Origin of the sequence: Amycolatopsis sp. 2-15 (assembly GCF_030285625.1) — a bacterium.
GTDB lineage: Bacteria > Actinomycetota > Actinomycetes > Mycobacteriales > Pseudonocardiaceae > Amycolatopsis > Amycolatopsis carbonis.
Genome location: NZ_CP127294.1, coordinates 8,932,778 through 8,951,709, shown reverse-complemented (window position 1 = coordinate 8,951,709; position 18,932 = coordinate 8,932,778). Strand labels below are relative to the sequence as shown.

The following is an 18,932-nucleotide window of genomic DNA, read 5'->3' as shown; positions in this document are numbered from 1 at the left end:
AGCCTGCCACGATGGGTTCCGTGACCTCCCATCCCGTCGAACGTGTCCTCGCCCCGCTCGCCGCGGCCCTGCCTGGCCTGGAGGCGCTCTACGTCGACTTCCACCGCCACCCCGAGCTGGCCTTCGCCGAGACCCGCACCGCGGCCGAGCTGGCGCGCCGGCTCGAGGCCGACGGGTTCGAGGTCCACACCGGCGTCGGCCGCACCGGCGTGGTCGGGGTGCTGCGCAACGGCGAGGGCCCCACGGTGCTGCTGCGTGCCGACATCGACGCGCTGCCCGTGGAGGAGAAGACGGGCCTCGAGTACGCGAGTACCGCGCGCGGCGTGGACGAGGCGGGCAACGACGTGCCCGTGATGCACGCCTGTGGCCACGACATGCACGCCACCTGGCTCTCCGGCGCCGCGAGCCTGCTCGCCGCCGCGCGCGAGGAGTGGTCCGGGACGCTGCTGGTCGTGTTCCAGCCCGCGGAAGAGGGCAGCGGCGGCGCGTCCGAGATGATCGCCGACGGGCTGTTCGACCTCGCCGGGCGCCCCGACGTGGTCTACGGCCAGCACCTCGTGCCCGGCCCGGCCGGCTGGGTCCTCACCAGGGCCGGTGTGCTCATGGCGGCGTCCGACACGCTGCGCATCACGCTGCACGGACGAGGCGGCCACGGCTCGCGGCCCGAGACCACCGTCGACCCGGCTGTGATGGCGGCGTCGGTGGTGCTGAAGCTGCAGACGGTGGTCTCCCGCGAGGTCGCGGCCACCGAACCGGCCGTGGTCACCGTCGGTTCGCTGCACGTCGGCTCGGTCGGCAACGTCATCGCCGACCACGCCGTGCTCGAAGTCAACACCCGTGCCTTCGACGACGCGGTGCTGCTGCGGCTGCGCGCGGCCATCGAACGCATCGTGAACGCCGAGGCCGCGGGCGCGAACGCGCCGAAGCCGCCGACGATCGAGCTGCTCAACTCCTACCCGGCGACCTCGAACGACGAGACCGCTTCCGACGAGCTCACCGAGGTGTTCCGCGGGCACTTCGCCGACGGCACCATGTTGCCGGCGCCGCTCGTGACCGGCAGCGAGGACTTCGGTGAGTTCGGCGCGGCGGCCGGCGTGCCGTCGGTGTTCTGGCTGGTGGGGGGCCTCGAACCGCTGGAGGTGATCACGGCGATGACCGAGGGCCGCTTCGAGACCGACATCCCGTCGAACCACTCGCCGCGCTTCGCGCCGATCCTGCACCCGACGCTGCGCGTGGGCGTCGAAACGCTCGTGGTGGCCGCGTTGTCACGGATGTCCCACCCGGGTGTCGGATGACGGCCCGGAGTGGGAGCATGAGCGGTGGAGGTGGTGCTGTGAACGAGCCCGCCCGAGGTTCCGATCCCCGCCCGGCCCCGGTGCTGATCACCGAGGCAGAGCCGTCCTACGACGATCAGCTGGCCGCGCGGAAGAAGAAGTACATCATCATGATGGTGTGCCGCATTCCGTGCCTGATCCTGGCCGGGCTGACCTACCACACGTGGTGGCTCGCAGTCACGTTCCTCGTGATCTCCGTGCCGCTGCCGTGGATCGCGGTGCTGATCGCCAACGACCGGCCGCCGCGCAAGACGCAGAACGTCAACCGCTACGAGCGGGAGGCGAAGCAGATCGAGAACAGCGAACACCGGGTGATCGACGGCTGACCCGTTCTCGTGAGTGCTGCCGCGGGAATTCCCGGGCAGCACTCACGAGCCAGGGACTTCACCCGGGCTGGGGTCCGAGGCGGCTCACGGCCAGCGCGCCCAGCCGCGTCCCCGCGCGCAGGACGTCCACAGTGGACTGCCCGGCGAGCCACGTGGTGAGCACGCCGGCATCGAACGCGTCGCCGGCGCCCGTGGAGTCCACGCACTCGGCCTCGACCGCGGGCACGGTGGTCACGCCCTGGGCGTCGACCCACGCGGCGCCGCCGAGGCCCGCCGTCACCACGACCGCGCCGACGGTGCCGAGCAGTTCCTTGGCCGACAGCGGATCGGCCGAACCCGTGAGCGCCACCAGTTCCTCGGTGTTGGGCATGAGCAGGTCGGTGCCGCGCACGTCGTCGAGGAACGCCGCCGGGTCGTGGATATGCGCCGCCGCCTGCGGGTCGACTGACGTGGTCAGCCCGGCTTCCTTCGCCGCGGCCAGCGCCGCGAGCCCCGCGGGCCGCGACGACGGGTCGAGCAGCACGTAGCCCGACAGGTGCAGGTGGCTCGCACCGGCGAGCGCCTCGGGGGTCACATCCTCGGGCCGGAACCGCTTGTTCGCACCGCGATCGGCGAGCATGCTGCGCTGTCCTTCGGCGTCCACCATCACGACGACGCAGCATGTGGCCGCCTCGGGGTCGACCGCGAACGCGCAGCGCACCCCCGTCGCCTCCAGCTCGGCCTTGATCAGCCGGCCGCCGGAGTCGTCGCCGATGCGGGCCACCAGCGTGGTGTCCGCGCCCAGAGAACGTAGCCACAGCGCGGTGTTCGCGCCCGCGCCGCCGCCGGTGAAGCGGATCTGCGCGCGGGCGTCGCCGCCGTGGGGGAGCGGTTCGTCGTGGCGGGCGACCACGTCGAGGCCGGCGTCGCCGACCACCACGATGCCGGTCACGCCCGCACCGCCAGTGCGACGGCGACCTCGGTGGCGAGCTTCGCGTTGTTGAGCACCAGAGCCTCGTTGGCGTCGATGCTCACGCCGCCGCTCGCGGTGTGGAAGTGCTCCAGCAGCACAGGTGTTACGTCGGAGCCGTGCACGCCGCCGTCGTGCAGCTTCGCGAGCCCGTCGGCCAGCAGCCGATCGTGGAGTTCACGGTCCATTTCGGACTCTTCCGGGATCGGGTTCGTCAGCAGCACACCGGAATCCGCGTACGCGCGGTGCGCGGCGATCACGGCGGCGGCTTCCTTCGCGTCGTTCACGCGCCAGCCGACCCGGTGGCCCGACGAGCGGAGGTAGAACGCGGGGAACTCGTCGGTGCGGTAGCCCAGCACCGGCACGGAGTTGGTCTCCAGCACTTCCAGCGTCGCGGCGATGTCGAGCACCGACTTCACGCCGGAGCACACCACGACCGTTGGCACCTTCGCGAGCACACCGAGGTCCGCCGACACGTCCCAGCTCTGCGCCGCGCCCAGGTGCACCCCGCCGAGCCCGCCGGTGGCGAAGACGCCGATCCCGGCCGCGGCGGCCAGCGCCGACGTGCCCGCCACGGTGGTCGCGCCGGAGCGGCCGAGGCCGACAGCCGGGCCGAGGTCGCGCAGCGACAGCTTGTCCAGCCCGGCGCCGGGTGCGCACACGCGCTCCAGCTCCGCGGGCGACAGGCCGATCACCGGACGCCCGTCGAGCACGGCGATCGTGGCCGGCACGGCACCGCCGTCGCGCACGACCTGCTCCAGGCGGTGGGCGACGTCGAGGTTGCGGGGGTGGGGCAGCCCGTGCGACAGGATGGTGCTCTCGAGGGCGACGACGGGGTGGCCGTCACGCAACGCCGAGGCGACCTCCTCGTGGAGGAAGAGTTGTGTGGTCACGGACGGACATCATCGGTGATCGCCGGCGTGCTCCCGCCAGCGGGTCAGCTCGGCCGCCAGGTTGCGCCGCGCGGCCGTCTCCCAGCGTGCCCGCGCGGTTTCGCTGCGGTACAGCAGCGGCCGGGCCAGCAGGTTCTCGAGCACGGCCGCGCGGCCGGCGGCCCACGCCGCGTCGTCGTACTTCGCGTACTCGCGGCGGACGGCGGCGGCGTACTCGGCGTAGGCCGCGGGGTCCGCGCCCAGGATCGCGAGGTCGGCGTCGAGCAGGGCGGTGGCCGCTTCGTCGTCTTCCGGAGCTTCGTGGGCCGCGGTGGCGAGCACGAGGGACTCGGCGCGAGCGACGTGCTGTGCCCCGGCCCCCGCCCGGGTGAGCCAGTGGCGCAGCCAGCCGGCGCTCGCGCGTTCGTCCTCACCAGGCACGGCGTCGTAGACCACGTCGTGCGCCCACGCGGCCAGTTCGACGGCGGCGCACTCGCCCGCGCCGAGGCCGGCTTCGGCGGCGAGTTGCGCACCGTCGCCCGCGACGGCCGTGGCGTGGGCGAGGTCGTGGTAGTGGCGGTGTGGTTCGCCGTAGCGTGCTTCGAGGTCGCGCCAGGCTTCGCCGGCCACGTCCTCGTCGCCGCCCACGTGCGCGACCGCGGCACCCCAAGCCGTCACGGCGTGAACTCCCAGCGCGTCGGCGATGTCGTGAAGTCCTTCTCCCGCAAGGCGAACACCGTCTCGGGCCGCACCCGCACGGACGCGTTCACGGCCGGGTCGAGGAAGTCGATCCCGTACGCCGTGTCGTACTTGGCGTTCATCGCGTCGAGGAACGCCCGGATCTCGTCCGCGTCAGCGACGAGCTCGGCCGGACCGCTCAGCACCACGGGCTCCTCGGGGTCCTCCGTGGCGACGGACACGGCCGAGCCGGCAGCGACGTTGCGGGCCTTCACCGAGCGCAGCGACGAGGAGACCCACAGCACCTCGCCGGTCCACACCGCCCACACGGGCATGAGGTGGGGCAGGCCCGCAGGGGTGACGGTGGCGAGCCAATAGTCGTGGGAGGTGCGCAGCCGCTCGTCGGCCCAGCGCCACGGCAGCAGCCCGGCCGGAGCGGGCGTGATGCCGTAGCCAGGCATGTGCGGCCTGGTCGCGGTCGGTGCGTCCATGGCGCGGCTCCCGCCGTTCGGTGGCCCGTGCGCCCTGACGATAGACCCGCGGCCGGTGATTCCGGCACCCGCGCGACTGAGGCATGATGGACGCGTGAGCACCGAGACGCTGACGAAGCCGGAGACCGACAGCACCGAGTCGACCGACGACGACTCCCCGAAGATGTTCCACTACGTGCGCAAGAACAAGATCGCCGAGAGCGCGGTCATGGGCACGCACGTGGTGGCGCTCTGCGGTGAGGTCTTCCCGGTCACGAAGTCGCCCAAGCCGGGTTCCCCGGTCTGCCCGGCCTGCAAGGAGATCTACGACGGCCTTCGCCCCGGCAAGGACGAGTAGGCACCGACCAGCCGCTCCGGGCGTGGCCGCTGAGGCACGCCCGGGCGAACAAACGTGAAAATCATTCACCCGGTGGCTGTGGAGCCGGGAAAGAACTGGTAGATCTGCGATCCCGCCAGTTCCTTCCCGCAGCAGGAGACCTCCACATGCGCAGAACCGGGATCGTCCTCGCCCTCGTCGTGGTGCTCGCGGCCGCCGTGCCGGGGCTCGCCCAAGCCGTCACCGGGTGGACCGCCGTCGGGTCCGACCACGCCCGCCCGCTCGACGAGAGCCAGGGCCTCGCCACGATCGTCCGCCCGTCGGGCACCACCATCCGCTACACCGGCGTCGCCACGGTCGACGTCGGGCCGGCCGTACAGGGCTGGAACCACGTCGGCGACCCGGGCTCGGCGCAAGGCTGGTACGTGGAGCCCTACCAGCGCGACGACCGTGGCGCGAAGCTCTTCCGAGTGCAGGCACCCGACGGCACGCAGACCGACTACAAACACGCGCTGGAGCCGTGGGAGGCGAGCAACAACTCCTTCGCCGCCGTCTCGCCCGACGCGCGCTGGCTGGTGGCCGGCGAGTGGGGCACGATGGACCGCCTCCTCGTGCACCCCATGCCCGGCGTCGCGTTCACCGACCCTTCGCAGAACCTGCCCTATGCCTCCGCGATCCGCCTCGACCACCAGGTCCGCGACGTGCAGGGCTGCGACTTCGTCACGGCCACGCGTCTGATGTGCGCCTCCGACGACCCCGACGGCAGCCTCTTCGGCGCGACCAAGCCGCTCCTGCAGGTAGACCTCGACGCGCCGCTGTCCGGCTCCGACGTGACCGGCCACGTGACTTCGCTGGGCCAGCTGCCGCTGCAGAGCGGCTGCAGCGGCACCTTCGAGGTCGAGGGCATCGACTTCGACGAGCGCGACAACACCCTGCGCGTGATCGTGATGTCGCCGAGCGTCTGCATCGTCGCGGACAGCAAGACCTGGCGGTTTCAGCAGCGGTGACCGAAGTCCGTGAAGGGCGCCTCTACCGAGCCGGGGTGTCCTTCACGGCAGCTTGCGCACGGGGCCGTGTTCGGACCGGTCGGGCAGCTCGCCCGCTGCATCCTCCTCCGGAACCGCTTCTTCGTGCGGCTCTTCGGGTTCGGCGTCCGCGGCGCGTTTGGGGCGCCGCAACGGGATCGTCGTGCGGTCCCAGAGTTTGCGCCCCTCCTCGGCCCGCATGCGCTCGTTGGCCCGCTCCATCTCCAGCCGGCGCCACTTGCGGCGCTGGCGCCGGGTCGCCTTGGCGGGCCACAGTTCCTGGATCGCGCTGTTGAAGTAGGCGCCGAAGACCACGGCCAGGCCGATGAAGAACATCAGCAACAGGAACGCGATCGGCGCGGCGAGCGCGCCGTAGGTGTAGCCGGTCTTGGTGATCCAGTTGAGGTAGATGCGCAACCCGATGCTGGAGACCAGGAACACGAGCATCGCGAGCACCGCGCCCGGCAGGCCGCGGTGCCAGGGCAGCCGCCGCGGCAGCGCCAGCTTGTACAGCGTGGTCAGCGCCAGCACGATCATCACGCCCAGCACGGGGTAGTAGAGCGTGCCGACCCACGCCGACACCGTGTCGCGCCAGGCAACGGGGAAGAACTCCGGCAGCAGGTCCGGCCCGATCGCCAGCAGCGGCAGCCCGACCACGAGGATCACGAGCCCGCACAGGTACAGCAGCAACGCGAAGATCCGTTGCCACACCTCGTTGCGCACGCCGTACTGGTCGTGGGCCACGGTGATGGCGTCGACGAACGACGACATCGCCGACGAGCCCGCCCACAGCGAGATGACGAAACCCACCGACACGATCTCGCCCTTGCCGACCGTGAGGATGCTGTTCACCGTCGGCTCGATGATCTCCTGCACCGCGTTGGTGCTGAAGATGGTGCGGCAGAACGTGATGATGCGGTCGTGCACGGCCGTGACGACACCCTGGCCGAACCACTCGCCGATGAAGCCGAGGCTGCCCAGCAGCCCGAGCAGCAGGGGCGGGAGCGAGAGCGTCTGCCAGAACGCGGCTTCGGCCGCCTCGGAGAAGATGTTGCCGTCCCACGCCTTGGCGAAGGTGCGCGTGATGAGGCGCCACGGCCCTTTGCGCGCCGTCTTCGTCGCCGTCGCCGCCTCGGCGTCCGGTCTCACCTCACCCATGGTGGGTCCCAGCATGGTCCATTCGCGGGAATTTGGCTCGTCGCGGGTCCCCTCCCCGGGCGTGTCGGGGGACATCACCCGTGGCGGTGCCGGGCACCGCGGCGCCCGGAAGGTAAGCTGCCCGAAGTGCCCTCACCGCAGTCGCCGGCGTCGAAGCCGGTACCACAGTGGGGGTTTTCGCACGTCACGGCCGCGACTCGCGGCCCGGGGAGGGGGTGAGCGAGGTTGTCCGAGACGACGACGCAGGGGGTCCTCGGGGCACCACCCGCCGAGCGGGACAGCACCGCGCGACCGCTGCGCGCGTGGCAGCGCCGGGCGCTCACGAAGTACCTCTCGAGCAAGCCGAAGGACTTCCTCGCGGTCGCGACGCCGGGCGCCGGCAAGACCGTGTTCGGTCTCCGCATCGCCGCCGAACTGCTGTCGGACCGCACGATCGAGGCGGTCACGATCGTCACGCCGACCGAGCACCTCAAGCACCAGTGGGCGGCCTCGGCCGCGGCGGCCGGGATCCCGATCGACTCGAACTTCCGCAACACCACGGGTGTCACGTCGCCGGACTACCTCGGCGTCGCCGTCACCTACGCGCAGGTCGCCGCGCACCCGACGCTGCACCGCGTGCGCACCGAGAACCGCAAGACGCTGGTCATCCTCGACGAGGTGCACCACGGCGGCGACGCGAAATCGTGGGGCGACGCGGTGCGCGAGGCGTTCACCCCCGCCCGCCGGCGCCTGGCGCTGACCGGGACCCCGTTCCGCAGCGACGACTCCGCCATCCCGTTCGTCACCTACGAGCCCGACGCGGGCGGCTTCCAGCGCAGCAAGGCCGATCATTCGTACGGCTACGCCGACGCGCTGGCCGACGGCGTGGTCCGGCCCGTGGTCTTCCTCGCCTACTCCGGCGAGGCCTCCTGGCGCACGAGCGCGGGGGAGGAGTTCACCGCGCGGCTGGGCGAGCCGCTCACGGCCGAGCAGAACGCCCGCGCGTGGCGCACCGCGCTGGACCCGGCGGGCGAGTGGATCCCCGCGGTGCTGCAGGCGGCCGACACGCGGCTGTCGCAGGTCCGCCAAAGCGTGCCGGACGCGGGCGGTCTGGTGATCGCGACGGACCAGGAGTCGGCGCGCGCGTACGCGAAGATCCTGCAGCGCATCTCCGGCGAGATGCCCACGCTCGTGCTCTCGGACGACCCGAAGGCCTCGGGCCGCATCAAGGAGTTCTCGGAGACCAACGAGCGCTGGATAGTGGCCGTTCGCATGGTCTCCGAAGGCGTCGACGTGCCGCGCCTGGCGGTCGGCGTCTACGCCACCAGCGCGTCGACCCCGCTGTTCTTCGCCCAGGCCATCGGCCGCTACGTGCGGGCCCGCAAGAAGGGCGAGACGGCAAGCGTCTTCCTGCCCAGCGTGCCCGTGCTGCTGGAGCTCGCGAGCGAGCTGGAAGCGCAGCGCGACCACGTGCTCGGCAAGCCCCACCGCGAGAAGGACGGCTGGGACGACGAGCTGCTCGCCCAGGCCAACCGCACGGAGGACGAACCGGGCGAAGAGGAGAAGGCGTTCACCTCGCTCGGCGCGTCGGCCGAGCTCGATCAGGTGATTTACGACGGTAACTCGTTCGGGACCGCCGTCTTCTCCGGCTCCGACGAGGAGCAGGAGTACCTCGGACTGCCGGGGCTGCTCGAACCGGACCAGGTCCGCGCCCTGCTGCGCAAGCGGCAGGAGGAGCAGATCTCCGACGAGAAGCGCCGCAAGCCGGAGGCCGAGAAGGCCGCTCCGGCGCCCGCGCGGCCCCAGTCCGTGAGCGAGCGCCTCGGCTCGCTGCGCAAGGAGCTCAACGCGCTGGTCGGCGTCTACCACCACCGCACGAAGAAGGCCCACGGCGCTATCCACAACGAGCTACGCAGGGTGTGCGGCGGCCCGCCGACCGCCATGGCGACCGTGGAACAGCTCGAAGAGCGGATCGTCACGCTGCGTTCCTGGTGACCCCTGCCGCCCCTCCCGACCCCTAAACCACCCCAATGCGGCGTTGGGTGCGCTCAGCGCACCGAACGCCGCATTGGGTGCGTTCAGCGCACCGAATGCCACATTGGGGTTGTTTCGAAGGGGCGTGACCGGGGTGGTTACCGAGTGTGTGTGGGTGACCCCGTTGAGGTGTGTAGGTCACGGAGAGTCAGCCGAGTCGATCTCGTCACGCTCGGTGCGCACTGGCGATCACTCCGTCAGTGGATTTACCCTTTCCGGGCTGTGGTCGGGCCGTGTTGCCGAACCGTGTCCAATTGGTGTCATTTAATCGATCCAGCTATCTTCCGCGAAGCTGCTCAGCGGCATATGTTGTCGGCCACAACATATGCGCGTCGGTGCGCCGGGCCTTCCGGATCACCGCCCCGCGAGCATGATCCGGAAGGAACGAGGATGCGCAGCAGAACCCTTACCCTCCTTGCCGCCACGGTGAGCGCCGGCCTGGTGCTGACCGCGTGCGGTGCCAACTCGAACTCCGGGGGCACGGGGGACAGCTCCGCCTCCGGCTCGGCCTCCGCCCCCGCCGGCGGCGGCGCCAACGGCAAGGTCGGCGTGATCCTGCCCGAGACCGCCACCTCCGCCCGGTGGGAGGCGTTCGACAAGCCGATGCTCCAGGCCGCTCTGTCGGCCCAGGGCTTCACCGCCGACATCCAGAACGCCCAGGGTGACAACCAGAAGTTCTCGACCCTGGCCGACGGCTTCATCAGCCAGGGCGTGAAGGTCCTGATCATCGCCCCGTCCGACCCGGCCGTCGGTGCCGCGATCGAGGCCAAGGCGAAGACCGCCGGCATCCCGGTCATCGACTACGACCGCCCGAGCCTCGGCGGTTCGGCCGACTACTACGTCTCGTTCGACAACGAGAAGGTCGGCGAGCTGCAGGCCCAGGGCTTGGCGGACGCGCTGAAGGACAAGAAGGGTGCCGCGGTCGTCCAGATCGAGGGCGCCCCGACGGACAACAACGCGACGCTGTTCGGCGACGGGCACGACAAGGTCCTCAAGCCGCTGTACCAGTCGGGCGCGCTGACGCTGGTCCAGAAGCAGCCGATCAACGACTGGGACCCGCAGGTCGGTGGCACGACCTTCGAGCAGATCTTCACCCGCGTCGGCGGCAAGGTCGACGGCGTCGTCGCGGCGAACGACGAGCTCGCGGGCGCGGTCATCACCGTGCTGAAGAAGAACGGCCTCAACGGCAAGGTCCCGGTGACCGGCCAGGACGCCACCGCGGCCGGCCTGCAGGCCATCCTGCGCGGCGACCAGCTGCTGACGATCTTCAAGCCGATCAAGGAAGAGGCCGACAACACCGCGAAGCTGGCCGCCGCGCTGGCCAAGGGTGACAAGGCCGCGGCCGACGCCATCGCCACGGGCACGCTGCACGACCCGAAGAACAACCGCGACCTGAAGTCGGTTCTGCTCAACCCGACCCTGATCGAGGTCAACGACATCAAGACGGTCATCCAGCAGGGCTACGTCAAGGCCTCGGACGTCTGCACCGGCGACCTCGCCGCCAAGTGCACCGCGGCCGGCATCAGCTGATCCGCACCGCGTAGCACCAACCCAGCAGCCGGGCCGGGACGCGTACCCCGACGACGCGTCCCGGCCCGGTACCCACGCGAAAGAACAGCGAACCCATGAGCGAGCCCATTCTCGACATCAAAGGTCTGAACAAGAGCTTCGGCCCGGTCCACGTCCTCTACGACGTGGACTTCGCCGTGCGTGCGGGCGAAGTCACCGCGCTCGTCGGCGACAACGGCGCCGGCAAGTCGACGATGGTCAAGTGCATCGCCGGCATCTACCCGTCCGACACGGGCACGGTGACCTTCAACGGCAAGCAGGCCCACATCAGCAGCCCGAAGGACGCGGCCGAGCTCGGCATCGAGGTCGTGTACCAGGACCTCGCGCTGGCCGACAATCTCGACATCGTGCAGAACATGTTCCTCGGCCGCGAGCGCGGCAGCCAGTGGCTGCTCGACGAGGCCAGCATGGAGAAGGCCGCGCGCGAAACGCTGGCCTCCCTGTCGGTGCGCACCGTGAAGTCGGTGCGCACGCCCGTCTCAGCGCTTTCCGGTGGACAGCGCCAGACCGTGGCCATCGCCAAGTCGGTGCTGTGGAACAGCAAGGTCGTGATCCTCGACGAGCCGACCGCCGCCCTCGGTGTCGCGCAGACCCGTCAGGTCCTCGACCTGGTCCGCCGCCTCGCCGAGCAGGGCCTCGGTGTGGTGCTGATCAGCCACAACATGGCCGACGTGTTCGAGGTCGCCGACCGCATCGACGTGCTGTACCTGGGCCGTCTGGTGGCCGAGGTGCAGACCAAGGACGTGACGACCAACCAGGTGGTCGAGCTGATCACCTCCGGCCGGTCCGGTGACCTCGGCCTGGCCCGCCCCGAACACGTCGTGCTGTGAGCAACGAGAAAGAACCGGACAATGACTGAGACCCCTGCCAAGCCCGCCAAGCCGGACTCGGCGAACGCGATCGCCGACTTCGGCATCGACACCACGTCGATGTCGACCGGCGAGGCGATCAAGGACTACTTCGCGCGGCTCAAGGACGGCCAGCTCGGCTCCGTTCCCGCCGTGCTCGGCGTGATCGTGCTGGCGATCCTGTTCAGCTCGCTCTCGAGTGACTTCTTCACCCTGCGCAACATCGCGAACCTGCTCGCGCAGGGCGCGGGCCAGACGATCATCGCGATGGGCATCGTCTTCGTGCTGCTGCTCGGCGAGATCGACCTGTCGGCCGGTACCGCTTCCGGTGTGGCCGCCTCTCTGATGGCGCTGCACTACGTGCGCAACGGCAACCTGCTCGGCTCGATGGGCGGCGGCGTGTTCGTCACGTTCATCGCGGTGCTCGCGATCGCCGTGATCCTCGCCCTGCTGCAGCGGATTTGGGCCGGGGCCGCGGTCTCGCTCATCGGCATCATCGTGATCCTGATCGGAGCTCCGCAGAACGCGTGGCTCGAGATGGTCATCGCGATCACCACGGGTACCGCGATCGGCTGCATCACCGGTTTCCTCGTCTCGAAGATCGGCATGCCGTCGTTCGTCGTGACCCTGGCCCTGTTCATCGTGTGGCAGGGCGTGATCCTGCAGTTCATCGGTGAGGGCGGCACGCTGCCGATCAGCACGAGCGACACCCTCAACGCGGTGGCCAACGGCAACCTGTCGGTGCTGGGCAGCTGGATCATGTTCATCGCCGCCGCCGGTGGTTACGCGCTCATCGCGCTGGGGCAGCACTTCACCCGGCTCAAACGCGGCCTCGTGGTGCAGCCGACGCCGATCGTGCTGTTCAAAGTCGGCGTGGTGGTGGTCATCTCCGCCGTCGCCACGTACCTGCTGACGATCAACCGCTCGTCCAGCCAACTCGTGGTGATCGACGGTGTTCCGTACGTGGTCCCGATCGTGCTGGTGCTGCTGTTCGCGGGCACCTACGTGCTCAACCGCACGCGTTACGGCCGGCACCTCTACGCCGTCGGTGGCAACCAGGAAGCGGCCCGCCGCGCCGGTATCAACGTGGCGAAGCTGCGCACCAGCGTGTTCGTGATCAGCTCGACCTTCGCGGCGATCGGCGCGATCGTGTACTCGTCGAAGATCGGCTCGGTCAACCCGCAGTCCGGTGGTCTCAACACACTGCTGTTCGCGGTGGGCGCGGCGGTCATCGGCGGTACGTCGCTGTTCGGCGGCAAGGGCCGGATCATCGACGCGGTCATCGGTGGTGCCGTGCTGGCCATCGTGAACAACGGCCTCGGTCTGCTCCAGCAGACGGCGGCCGTGGTCAACATCGTGACCGGTCTCGTCCTGCTGCTCGCGGCCACCGTCGACGCGCTGTCACGGCGCCGAGCGGCTGCGTCGGCACGCTGACGCCCGATGCCACGTTCAAGCCCGTGACGAGCTCGTCCGTCGCACGACCCGACGAGGTGCGCCGGCACAACCGCACGACCCTGCTCCGGCTGCTGCACGTCGGCGGGCCGAGTACCCGGGCGACCCTGGCCGCGGAGCTGGGGCTCAATCGGAGCACGATCAAGACCCTCGTCGACGGGCTCGCGGAAGCGGGCGTCGTCGAGGAGAAGGTGCCGAGGCCGGGACGAGGGGCGGGCCGCCCCTCGCTCCTGGTCCTGCCCCAGCCGCACGCGGCGGTCGTGCTCGCGGTCGACCTGCAGGTCGAGCACGTGGCGATCGCGCTCGTGGGGCTGGGCGGCCAGATCCTCGGCCGCAACAGCTGGAACCTGCGCGGCCGGATGCGCGAGGCCGACGAGGTGATCACGCACGTGATCGAGTCGACCGCCGTGCTGGCCGGCGACCTCGGGGTCACGCCCGTGGCCGTCGGGGTGTCGGTGCCCGGGGTCGTGCGGCGCGCCGACGGTCACGTGCACGAAGCACCCAACCTGCGCTGGACCGACGTCGCCCTCGGTGAGCGCCTGTCCAGCGTGCTGCGCATCCCCGTGCTGGTCGGCAACGACGCCGAGCTCGGCGCCCTCGCCGAGCACCTGCGCGGCGCGGCCCGCGGGTCGTCCGATGCCGTGTACGTGTCCGCCGACGTCGGTGTCGGTGGCGGTGTCATCTCCCAGGGCTCGTCGCTGCGGGGCGGCGCGGGCTACGTCGGGGAGATCGGCCACATGGTCGTCCGCCCGGGCGGACGCGCCTGCTACTGCGGCAGCAGCGGCTGCTGGGAGACCGAGATCGGCGAGGCGGCCCTCTGCCGGGCCCTGGGACTGCCGGAGGACACCGCACGGGGCGCGATCCTGTTCGAGCTGCGGGAGCTGGCCCGCGACCCTGAGGCGGCGCTCTCGCGGCTCGAGGAGTTCGCCGAGTGGCTCACCCTCGGGCTCGTCAACGTGGTCAACCTGCTGGGCCCGCAGCTCGTCGTGCTGGGCGACCTGCTCACGGTGCTGCCGGACTCGGTGATCCGCGCCGTGGCCGCGGAGGTCCGCCGGCGCAGCCTGGTGAGCCGGGCCGTCGGCGGGACGCGGATCGTGAGCTCGGCGCTGGGCGCGGACGTGAAGCTGCTGGGCGCCGCCGAGGTGGCGTTCGAGGTTGTCCTCGACACGGTCTAGGCAGTTCTGTGAAGGGCACTTTGCCGGACTCGGAGTCCCTTGAGGTGCCCTTCACGGACTCCCCGGCGATTGCCCGCGGACAATAACCGAGTGTGGCGTTTGCCACGGAAGTACCCGGTATTCGGTTTCACCGCGGTTTCTTCTCCGGTGCGAACCGGACAGGAATTGTCAATTCAGCACCCGGTGCAAAACGTGAAGTTGCAAGTCACGAAGTCGCTGTGGTCTCGGTTTCACCGCGAATGAGTCTCGATACGCCGAAGGCGGCAGGTGCATCGGGCACCTACCGCCTTCGGGCCGAGTCGTGTGTCTCGGCGTGGTCTTCGAGACCCCTTACTTCTGGATCTCCGCGGCCAGTTCCTTGAGCTTGGCCTCGTGCTCACGGGCGTGGTGCCCGCAGAAGAGCAGCTCACCTCCGGAGCTGAGGACGGCGCGTACCTGAGCCGCAGCCCCGCACCGGTCGCATCGGTCGACAGCGGTCAATTCGGGGCGGGTGAGCGTGGGTGATGTCATGGGGGTCTCCCTCCGTCCCGGTACTGGTTGCCCAGTACCTCGATCCAGCTACGCCCACTTCGGAAGTGATGCCCTCGGCGGGATCGCCTCCGGCTCCGCGGTGTTCGTGCTTCCACTGTTCCAGACGTTTCGCGGCCCGCAAGTGTTCCCGCACCGGTGGGACCTGTGTCACGCCGAATTACCCCAGTTGCCGTAGTCCCGTCCCGCTCCTTAGGACAAGGGTGCCCGTGCGTAGCCGTTTTCCGAGGTCAGGCACCATGCGGGAGTGGGTTCTGTGCTATCCGGAAAACGTGCGACGGCCATTCCGGCCCCGGTCTTGTTCGTTCTCAGCGGAATTTCGATGTATGCCGGGGCGGCCATCGCGGTCGGGCTTTTCGGGCACGCCTCCCCCGCGGGGGTGGCGTGGCTGCGCTGCCTGGGCGCCGCCGTGGTGCTGCTCGCCTGGCGCCGGCCCGCCCGCGCCGCGTGGCGGGGACGGCGGTTCCTGCTCGCCGCCGCGTTCGGCGTGGTCACCGCGGTCATGAACGTGGCCTTCTACGAGGCCATCGCCCGGCTCCCGCTCGGCACGGTCGTGGCGCTGGAGTTCGCCGGGCCCGTGGTCGTGGCGGCCGTGGGGCCGCGTACGCGCCGCGACCTCGGCACGCTGGCACTGGTGGCCGTCGGTGTCGTCGCGATCGCGGACGTGCGGCTGGAGGGCAGCGCGCCGGGCGTCGTGTTCGCCCTGGCCGCCGCGGCCGCGTGGGCCGGGTACATCGTGCTCGGCAAGCGCGTCGCGGTGGCCGGCGACGGCGTGGACAGCCTCGCGGTGGGCTTCGCCGTGGCCACGGTCGTGCTCTCGCCGCTGGCGCTCGGCACGGGTGAGGTGTGGTCTTCGCCACGTATGCTGCTGCTCGGCATCGGCGTGGGCGTGCTGTCGACGGTGGTGCCCTACGTGCTCGACCAGTTCGTGCTGCGGCGCGTGGGCCAGGCCGGGTTCGCGGTGCTGCTGGCGCTGCTCCCGGTCACGGCCGGCGTCACGGGCTACGCGCTGCTCGCGCAGGTGCCGAGCCTGCCGGAGGCGCTGGGCACGCTCGCGGTGGTCGCCGGGGTCGCGCTGCGCCGCAGGGACGAGCCCGAGCCGGCATTCGCCGATGCCTCGCCCGAGCCGCGATACTGACCCGAACCCCCGGAGGTGGCGATGACCAAGGCGGCGGCGGCAGTCGCGAAGGACCTGGCCTTGTCCGGGGTGCGCGGGGTCCACCTCTCCTGGGCCGACAACAACGGCATCCCGCGCTCGCGCGTCGTGCCCATCCACGGCCTCGCGGGCGCTGCAGCCCGCGGCGTGGGCGCGACTTCGCTGTTCGCCGTGTTCGACAGCCACGACGCCATCACCTACGGCCACGCGGGCCTGGCGACGCCGTCGGGCGACATCCGGCTCGTTCCGGTGCTGGACCGCCTGCGCCGCCTCGCCGGCCAGCCCGCGCTCGCCTGGGCGCCCGCGCGGCAGGTCGCCGCCGACGGCTCGCCCTGGCCGTACTGCCAACGCTCGGTGCTGGAGCGCCAGGTCGCGGAGGCGGGCCGGCGCGGGCTGGAGTTCCGGGCCGGCTACGAGCTCGAGTTCGCCGTGGCACCCGCCGGCAGCACCGACGTCGTCGCGGCTCCCGGGCACCCCGGTCCTGCCTACAGCCCGCACGCGCTCGTCGGCCTCGACGGGTTCGTCGCCGCCCTGCTGCACGACTTCGCCGCCAACGGCCTGGAGATCGGCCAGCTGCACGCCGAGTACGGCGTGGCCCAGCTGGAGCTGTCGCTGGCGGCCACCGACCCCGTATCGGCCGCCGACGACCAGCTCCTGGCCCGCCAGACCATCCACGCCGCCGCGCACGCCCACGGACTCGCCGTGAGCTTCGCGCCGCTGGTCAGCCTCGCGGCCGCCGGCAACGGCTGGCACCTGCACACCTCCGTGCGCCGCCGCGGCCGCAACCTGCTCGCGGGCGAGGGCAGTCCCGTCGATCTCGCCGGTGAGGGCGCGGCCTACCTCGGCGGCCTGCTGCGCGACCTGCCCGCCCTGACGGCCGTCACGGCCCCGAGCGTGCCCTCGACACTGCGGCTGCGCCCGGGCTACTTCGCCGGCGCGTACGCGTTCTGGGGCGTGGAGAACCGCGAAGCGCCCCTGCGCTACGTGCCGGGCTCGGCCCTGCTCGGCCCGGACCACGCGAACGTCGAGCTCAAGACCTCCGACGCGTCCGCCAACCCGTACCTCGCGCTGGCGGTCGTGCTGGCCGCCGGGATGGCCGGCATCGAGGACGGCGCGCCGCTGCCCGAACCGATCGCCGAGGACCCGGGCGGCTGGACGGCGGGCGAGCGGGAGACCCGCGGCGTCCTGCCGCTGCCCGCGACTCCCGCCGACCAGGCCGCGGCGCTGCTCGCGTCGCCCCGCGTGTCCGGCGCCCTCGGCGACGAGCTGCTGGGCGCCTTCCGCGCGGTCCGCGCGTCCGACGCGGCGTGGGCAGCGGACCGCACGCCGGAGGAAATCGTCGCGGCCCACGCTTGGCGGTACTGACGGCGTGGCCGAGCTCTCCGCCGTGCACTGGCTGCCCGGCGCCGCGCGGCTCATCGCCGAAGCGCGCGCCGAGCTGCCGCAGAAAGACGGGCTCTCGGCTGCCTTCGCGGCGCTGGCCGTGCTGCGGGCGGCCGGCTGCGCCGTGGCGGACCAGGACGAGGTCGCCGTGGCCGCCGGCACCGTCCGTGCGCCGGGCGGACCACCGGCCGGGGCGGAGAACCGTGCCGACTTCCGGCTGCCCGTCCCGTGCGACGCCGCGACGGCGGGTACTGAGCCGGAGGCACTGGCCGCGGCCGTGGAAGCGTTGTCGGACAAGCGGTTGCGGGTTGTCCCGGCGACGGGGGAGTGGTCCCCCCAGGCGCTGGTCGACCTGCTGGTGGCGCTGTGGGACCTGCCGCGCGTGGCGGTGCTCGCGCGCCTGGACCCGGCCGAGCTGGGCTCGCCCGACACCCCGGAACGCGCGCTGCTCGACTACCTCCACACCGGCGTCCCTCCCTTGTGGACGAACCGGTGGCGCCCGCCGGGCCACCACCACGTGCTGGTGGCCGGCGTGCGGATCGGCGCCGAAGGCACGCTTCTGTCCGTTGTGGACACCTACGCCGCCTTGGGGGACAACGGGATCCACGACCAGCCGGTGGAATGGGTCACGGCCGCGCTGGCCGGATCGGGCGTGCTGCTGCTCGTCGCGGACGCGGCCCGCGCCGGTGAGCTCGCCGAAGCGGTCGCCGGCGCGGGCCTGCGGCCCGGCTTCGCCTAGAGCACGTCTGACAAAGCCTTGGTCCAGGTGATCACGGCGTGGAGGAGTACGGCGGAGCGGTAGACGATGGCCAGCTTGTCGAAGCGGGTGGCCAAGCCACGCCATTGTTTGAGCAGGTTGAAGCCGCGCTCGACGACGTTGCGGCCGCGGTAGTCGAGGACATCGAACGCTGGTGGGCGGCCGCCGCGTGAACCCCGGCGTGTGCGGTGCCCGACCTGATCGGCAGGTTCGGGGATGACGGCGGTGATGCCGCGGGTGCGCAAGTGCCCGCGGATCGCTCGCGAGGAGTAGGCCTTGTCGCCCCGGACCCGGTCGGGACGAGTACGTGCCCGACCACGCCCAGCCCGACGGATCCGCAGGTGCCGCATCAGGTGCGGAAACATCGGTGCGTCGCCGGCCTGACCGGGACCGACCAACGTCACCAGTGGTCGGCCGTTCCCGTCGACGAGGTGGTGGACCTTCGTGCTCCAGCCGCCGCGCGAGCGGCCGATCGCATGATCAGGCGGCTCGGCGAGCAGATCCGTGTAGTTCGACCCAGCCCCCTGTGACACGCCTGATGTTGGTGGCGTGCTGATGCGCCCGCGCGATCGTGGAATCCACCGACACCGCCCAATCCACCATCCCGGCCGCATCCGCAGCGGTCAGCAGCCGCTGCAACACGGTGTCCCACGTGCCGTCACCGGCCATGCGACGGTGCCAGGTCCAGATCGTCTGCCACGGACCGAACACCGCCGGCACATCCCGCCACGCGATCCCGCACCGATACCGGTAGATGATCCCTTCCACCATCGCCCGCGCGTCCGAAAACGGACGACCCCGCTTACCGGTACGCACCGGCAACAGATCCTCGATCAACACCCACTGCTCATCCGACAGCAACTCAAACCGCGACACGACCGACAGCATCCCAGCCGCCACAC

Annotated in this window: 20 protein-coding genes; 12 read left to right on the top strand and 8 right to left on the bottom strand. The window is 71.1% G+C overall.

All coding sequences use genetic code 11. The features are described from left to right. Nucleotides 1–11: 11 nt before the first annotated feature. Both QRX50_RS44135 and QRX50_RS44130 read left to right on the top strand, forming a co-directional pair. The gene (locus QRX50_RS44135) at nucleotides 12–1,295 is read left to right on the top strand and encodes an amidohydrolase (protein ID WP_285969014.1); all 1,284 of its coding nucleotides are present in this window, start codon (nucleotides 12–14) and stop codon (nucleotides 1,293–1,295) included. A 38-nt stretch (nucleotides 1,296–1,333) separates the two neighbouring features. Beyond that, nucleotides 1,334–1,660, top strand: a complete 327-nt coding sequence (locus QRX50_RS44130; RefSeq protein ID WP_434533199.1) for a DUF3099 domain-containing protein — start codon at nucleotides 1,334–1,336, stop codon at nucleotides 1,658–1,660. A gap of 58 nt (nucleotides 1,661–1,718) precedes the next feature. On the opposite strand, the gene QRX50_RS44125 is transcribed toward QRX50_RS44130, so the two are convergent. The 4 genes from QRX50_RS44125 to QRX50_RS44110 are packed head-to-tail and all read right to left on the bottom strand — an operon-like array spanning nucleotide 1,719 to nucleotide 4,650. Beyond that, nucleotides 1,719–2,591, bottom strand: a complete 873-nt coding sequence (locus QRX50_RS44125; RefSeq protein WP_285969012.1) for a carbohydrate kinase family protein — start codon at nucleotides 2,589–2,591, stop codon at nucleotides 1,719–1,721. Beyond that, nucleotides 2,588–3,502, bottom strand: coding sequence for a pseudouridine-5'-phosphate glycosidase (locus QRX50_RS44120; protein WP_285969011.1), 915 nt, complete (start codon nucleotides 3,500–3,502; stop codon nucleotides 2,588–2,590). The genes QRX50_RS44125 and QRX50_RS44120 overlap by 4 nt, the downstream gene beginning before the upstream one ends. A 9-nt stretch (nucleotides 3,503–3,511) precedes the next feature. Further along, complete coding sequence (locus tag QRX50_RS44115; protein WP_285969010.1) at nucleotides 3,512–4,159, bottom strand: HD domain-containing protein; 648 nt, start codon at nucleotides 4,157–4,159, stop codon at nucleotides 3,512–3,514. After that, nucleotides 4,156–4,650 (bottom strand): pyridoxamine 5'-phosphate oxidase family protein, encoded by a 495-nt coding sequence (locus QRX50_RS44110; RefSeq protein ID WP_285969009.1) that lies wholly within the window; start codon nucleotides 4,648–4,650, stop codon nucleotides 4,156–4,158. Before QRX50_RS44110 ends, QRX50_RS44115 begins: the two co-directional genes overlap by 4 nt. A gap of 94 nt (nucleotides 4,651–4,744) precedes the next feature. Here QRX50_RS44110 and QRX50_RS44105 point away from each other — a divergent pair, with 94 nt between their 5' ends. Both QRX50_RS44105 and QRX50_RS44100 read left to right on the top strand, forming a co-directional pair. Further along, nucleotides 4,745–4,987: a DUF3039 domain-containing protein gene (locus QRX50_RS44105; RefSeq protein WP_285969008.1), complete on the top strand. Its 243-nt coding sequence runs from the start codon at nucleotides 4,745–4,747 to the stop codon at nucleotides 4,985–4,987. 146 nt (nucleotides 4,988–5,133) lie between these two features. Next, complete coding sequence (locus tag QRX50_RS44100) at nucleotides 5,134–5,973, top strand: hypothetical protein (RefSeq protein ID WP_285969007.1); 840 nt, start codon at nucleotides 5,134–5,136, stop codon at nucleotides 5,971–5,973. Between the two features lie 42 nt (nucleotides 5,974–6,015). Here the strand turns inward: QRX50_RS44100 and QRX50_RS44095 are convergent, their stop codons facing one another. Continuing rightward, the gene (locus QRX50_RS44095) at nucleotides 6,016–7,149 is read right to left on the bottom strand and encodes a YihY/virulence factor BrkB family protein (RefSeq protein ID WP_285969006.1); all 1,134 of its coding nucleotides are present in this window, start codon (nucleotides 7,147–7,149) and stop codon (nucleotides 6,016–6,018) included. Between the two features lie 225 nt (nucleotides 7,150–7,374). Here QRX50_RS44095 and QRX50_RS44090 point away from each other — a divergent pair, with 225 nt between their 5' ends. From QRX50_RS44090 to QRX50_RS44070, 5 genes are all read left to right on the top strand, one after another. Further along, nucleotides 7,375–9,123 (top strand): DEAD/DEAH box helicase, encoded by a 1,749-nt coding sequence (locus tag QRX50_RS44090; RefSeq protein ID WP_285969005.1) that lies wholly within the window; start codon nucleotides 7,375–7,377, stop codon nucleotides 9,121–9,123. A 429-nt stretch (nucleotides 9,124–9,552) separates the two neighbouring features. Beyond that, nucleotides 9,553–10,692, top strand: a complete 1,140-nt coding sequence (locus QRX50_RS44085) for a sugar ABC transporter substrate-binding protein (RefSeq protein WP_285969004.1) — start codon at nucleotides 9,553–9,555, stop codon at nucleotides 10,690–10,692. Between the two features lie 95 nt (nucleotides 10,693–10,787). Continuing rightward, entirely contained in the window at nucleotides 10,788–11,561 is a 774-nt protein-coding gene (locus tag QRX50_RS44080; RefSeq protein WP_285969003.1) for an ATP-binding cassette domain-containing protein, read from the top strand. 21 nt (nucleotides 11,562–11,582) lie between these two features. After that, nucleotides 11,583–13,013, top strand: coding sequence for a sugar ABC transporter permease (locus tag QRX50_RS44075; RefSeq protein WP_285969002.1), 1,431 nt, complete (start codon nucleotides 11,583–11,585; stop codon nucleotides 13,011–13,013). A 23-nt stretch (nucleotides 13,014–13,036) separates the two neighbouring features. After that, complete coding sequence (locus QRX50_RS44070) at nucleotides 13,037–14,206, top strand: ROK family transcriptional regulator (protein WP_285969001.1); 1,170 nt, start codon at nucleotides 13,037–13,039, stop codon at nucleotides 14,204–14,206. A gap of 330 nt (nucleotides 14,207–14,536) precedes the next feature. On the opposite strand, the gene QRX50_RS44065 is transcribed toward QRX50_RS44070, so the two are convergent. Next, nucleotides 14,537–14,716, bottom strand: a complete 180-nt coding sequence (locus QRX50_RS44065; RefSeq protein ID WP_220238323.1) for a DUF7455 domain-containing protein — start codon at nucleotides 14,714–14,716, stop codon at nucleotides 14,537–14,539. A 340-nt stretch (nucleotides 14,717–15,056) separates the two neighbouring features. Between QRX50_RS44065 and QRX50_RS44060 the strand changes: the two genes are divergently transcribed. Genes QRX50_RS44060 through QRX50_RS44050 form a run of 3 tightly spaced genes read left to right on the top strand, consistent with a single transcriptional unit; the run spans nucleotide 15,057 to nucleotide 18,012 of the window. Then, entirely contained in the window at nucleotides 15,057–15,872 is an 816-nt protein-coding gene (locus QRX50_RS44060; RefSeq protein ID WP_285969000.1) for an EamA family transporter, read from the top strand. Nucleotides 15,873–15,893: 21 nt separating this feature from the next. Beyond that, nucleotides 15,894–17,255 carry a type I glutamate--ammonia ligase gene (locus tag QRX50_RS44055; protein ID WP_285968999.1) on the top strand — a complete coding sequence of 454 codons (1,362 nt, stop codon included), beginning with the start codon at nucleotides 15,894–15,896 and terminating at the stop codon, nucleotides 17,253–17,255. 4 nt (nucleotides 17,256–17,259) lie between these two features. Then, complete coding sequence (locus QRX50_RS44050) at nucleotides 17,260–18,012, top strand: DUF6885 family protein (protein ID WP_285968998.1); 753 nt, start codon at nucleotides 17,260–17,262, stop codon at nucleotides 18,010–18,012. Here QRX50_RS44050 and QRX50_RS50555 read toward each other — a convergent pair. Continuing rightward, nucleotides 18,009–18,563, bottom strand: a complete 555-nt coding sequence (locus QRX50_RS50555) for an IS5 family transposase (protein WP_285973609.1) — start codon at nucleotides 18,561–18,563, stop codon at nucleotides 18,009–18,011. The two genes, QRX50_RS44050 and QRX50_RS50555, sit on opposite strands and share 4 nt — an antisense overlap. After that, complete coding sequence (locus tag QRX50_RS50550) at nucleotides 18,511–18,918, bottom strand: transposase (RefSeq protein ID WP_434533174.1); 408 nt, start codon at nucleotides 18,916–18,918, stop codon at nucleotides 18,511–18,513. Before QRX50_RS50550 ends, QRX50_RS50555 begins: the two co-directional genes overlap by 53 nt. Nucleotides 18,919–18,932: the final 14 nt, after the last annotated feature.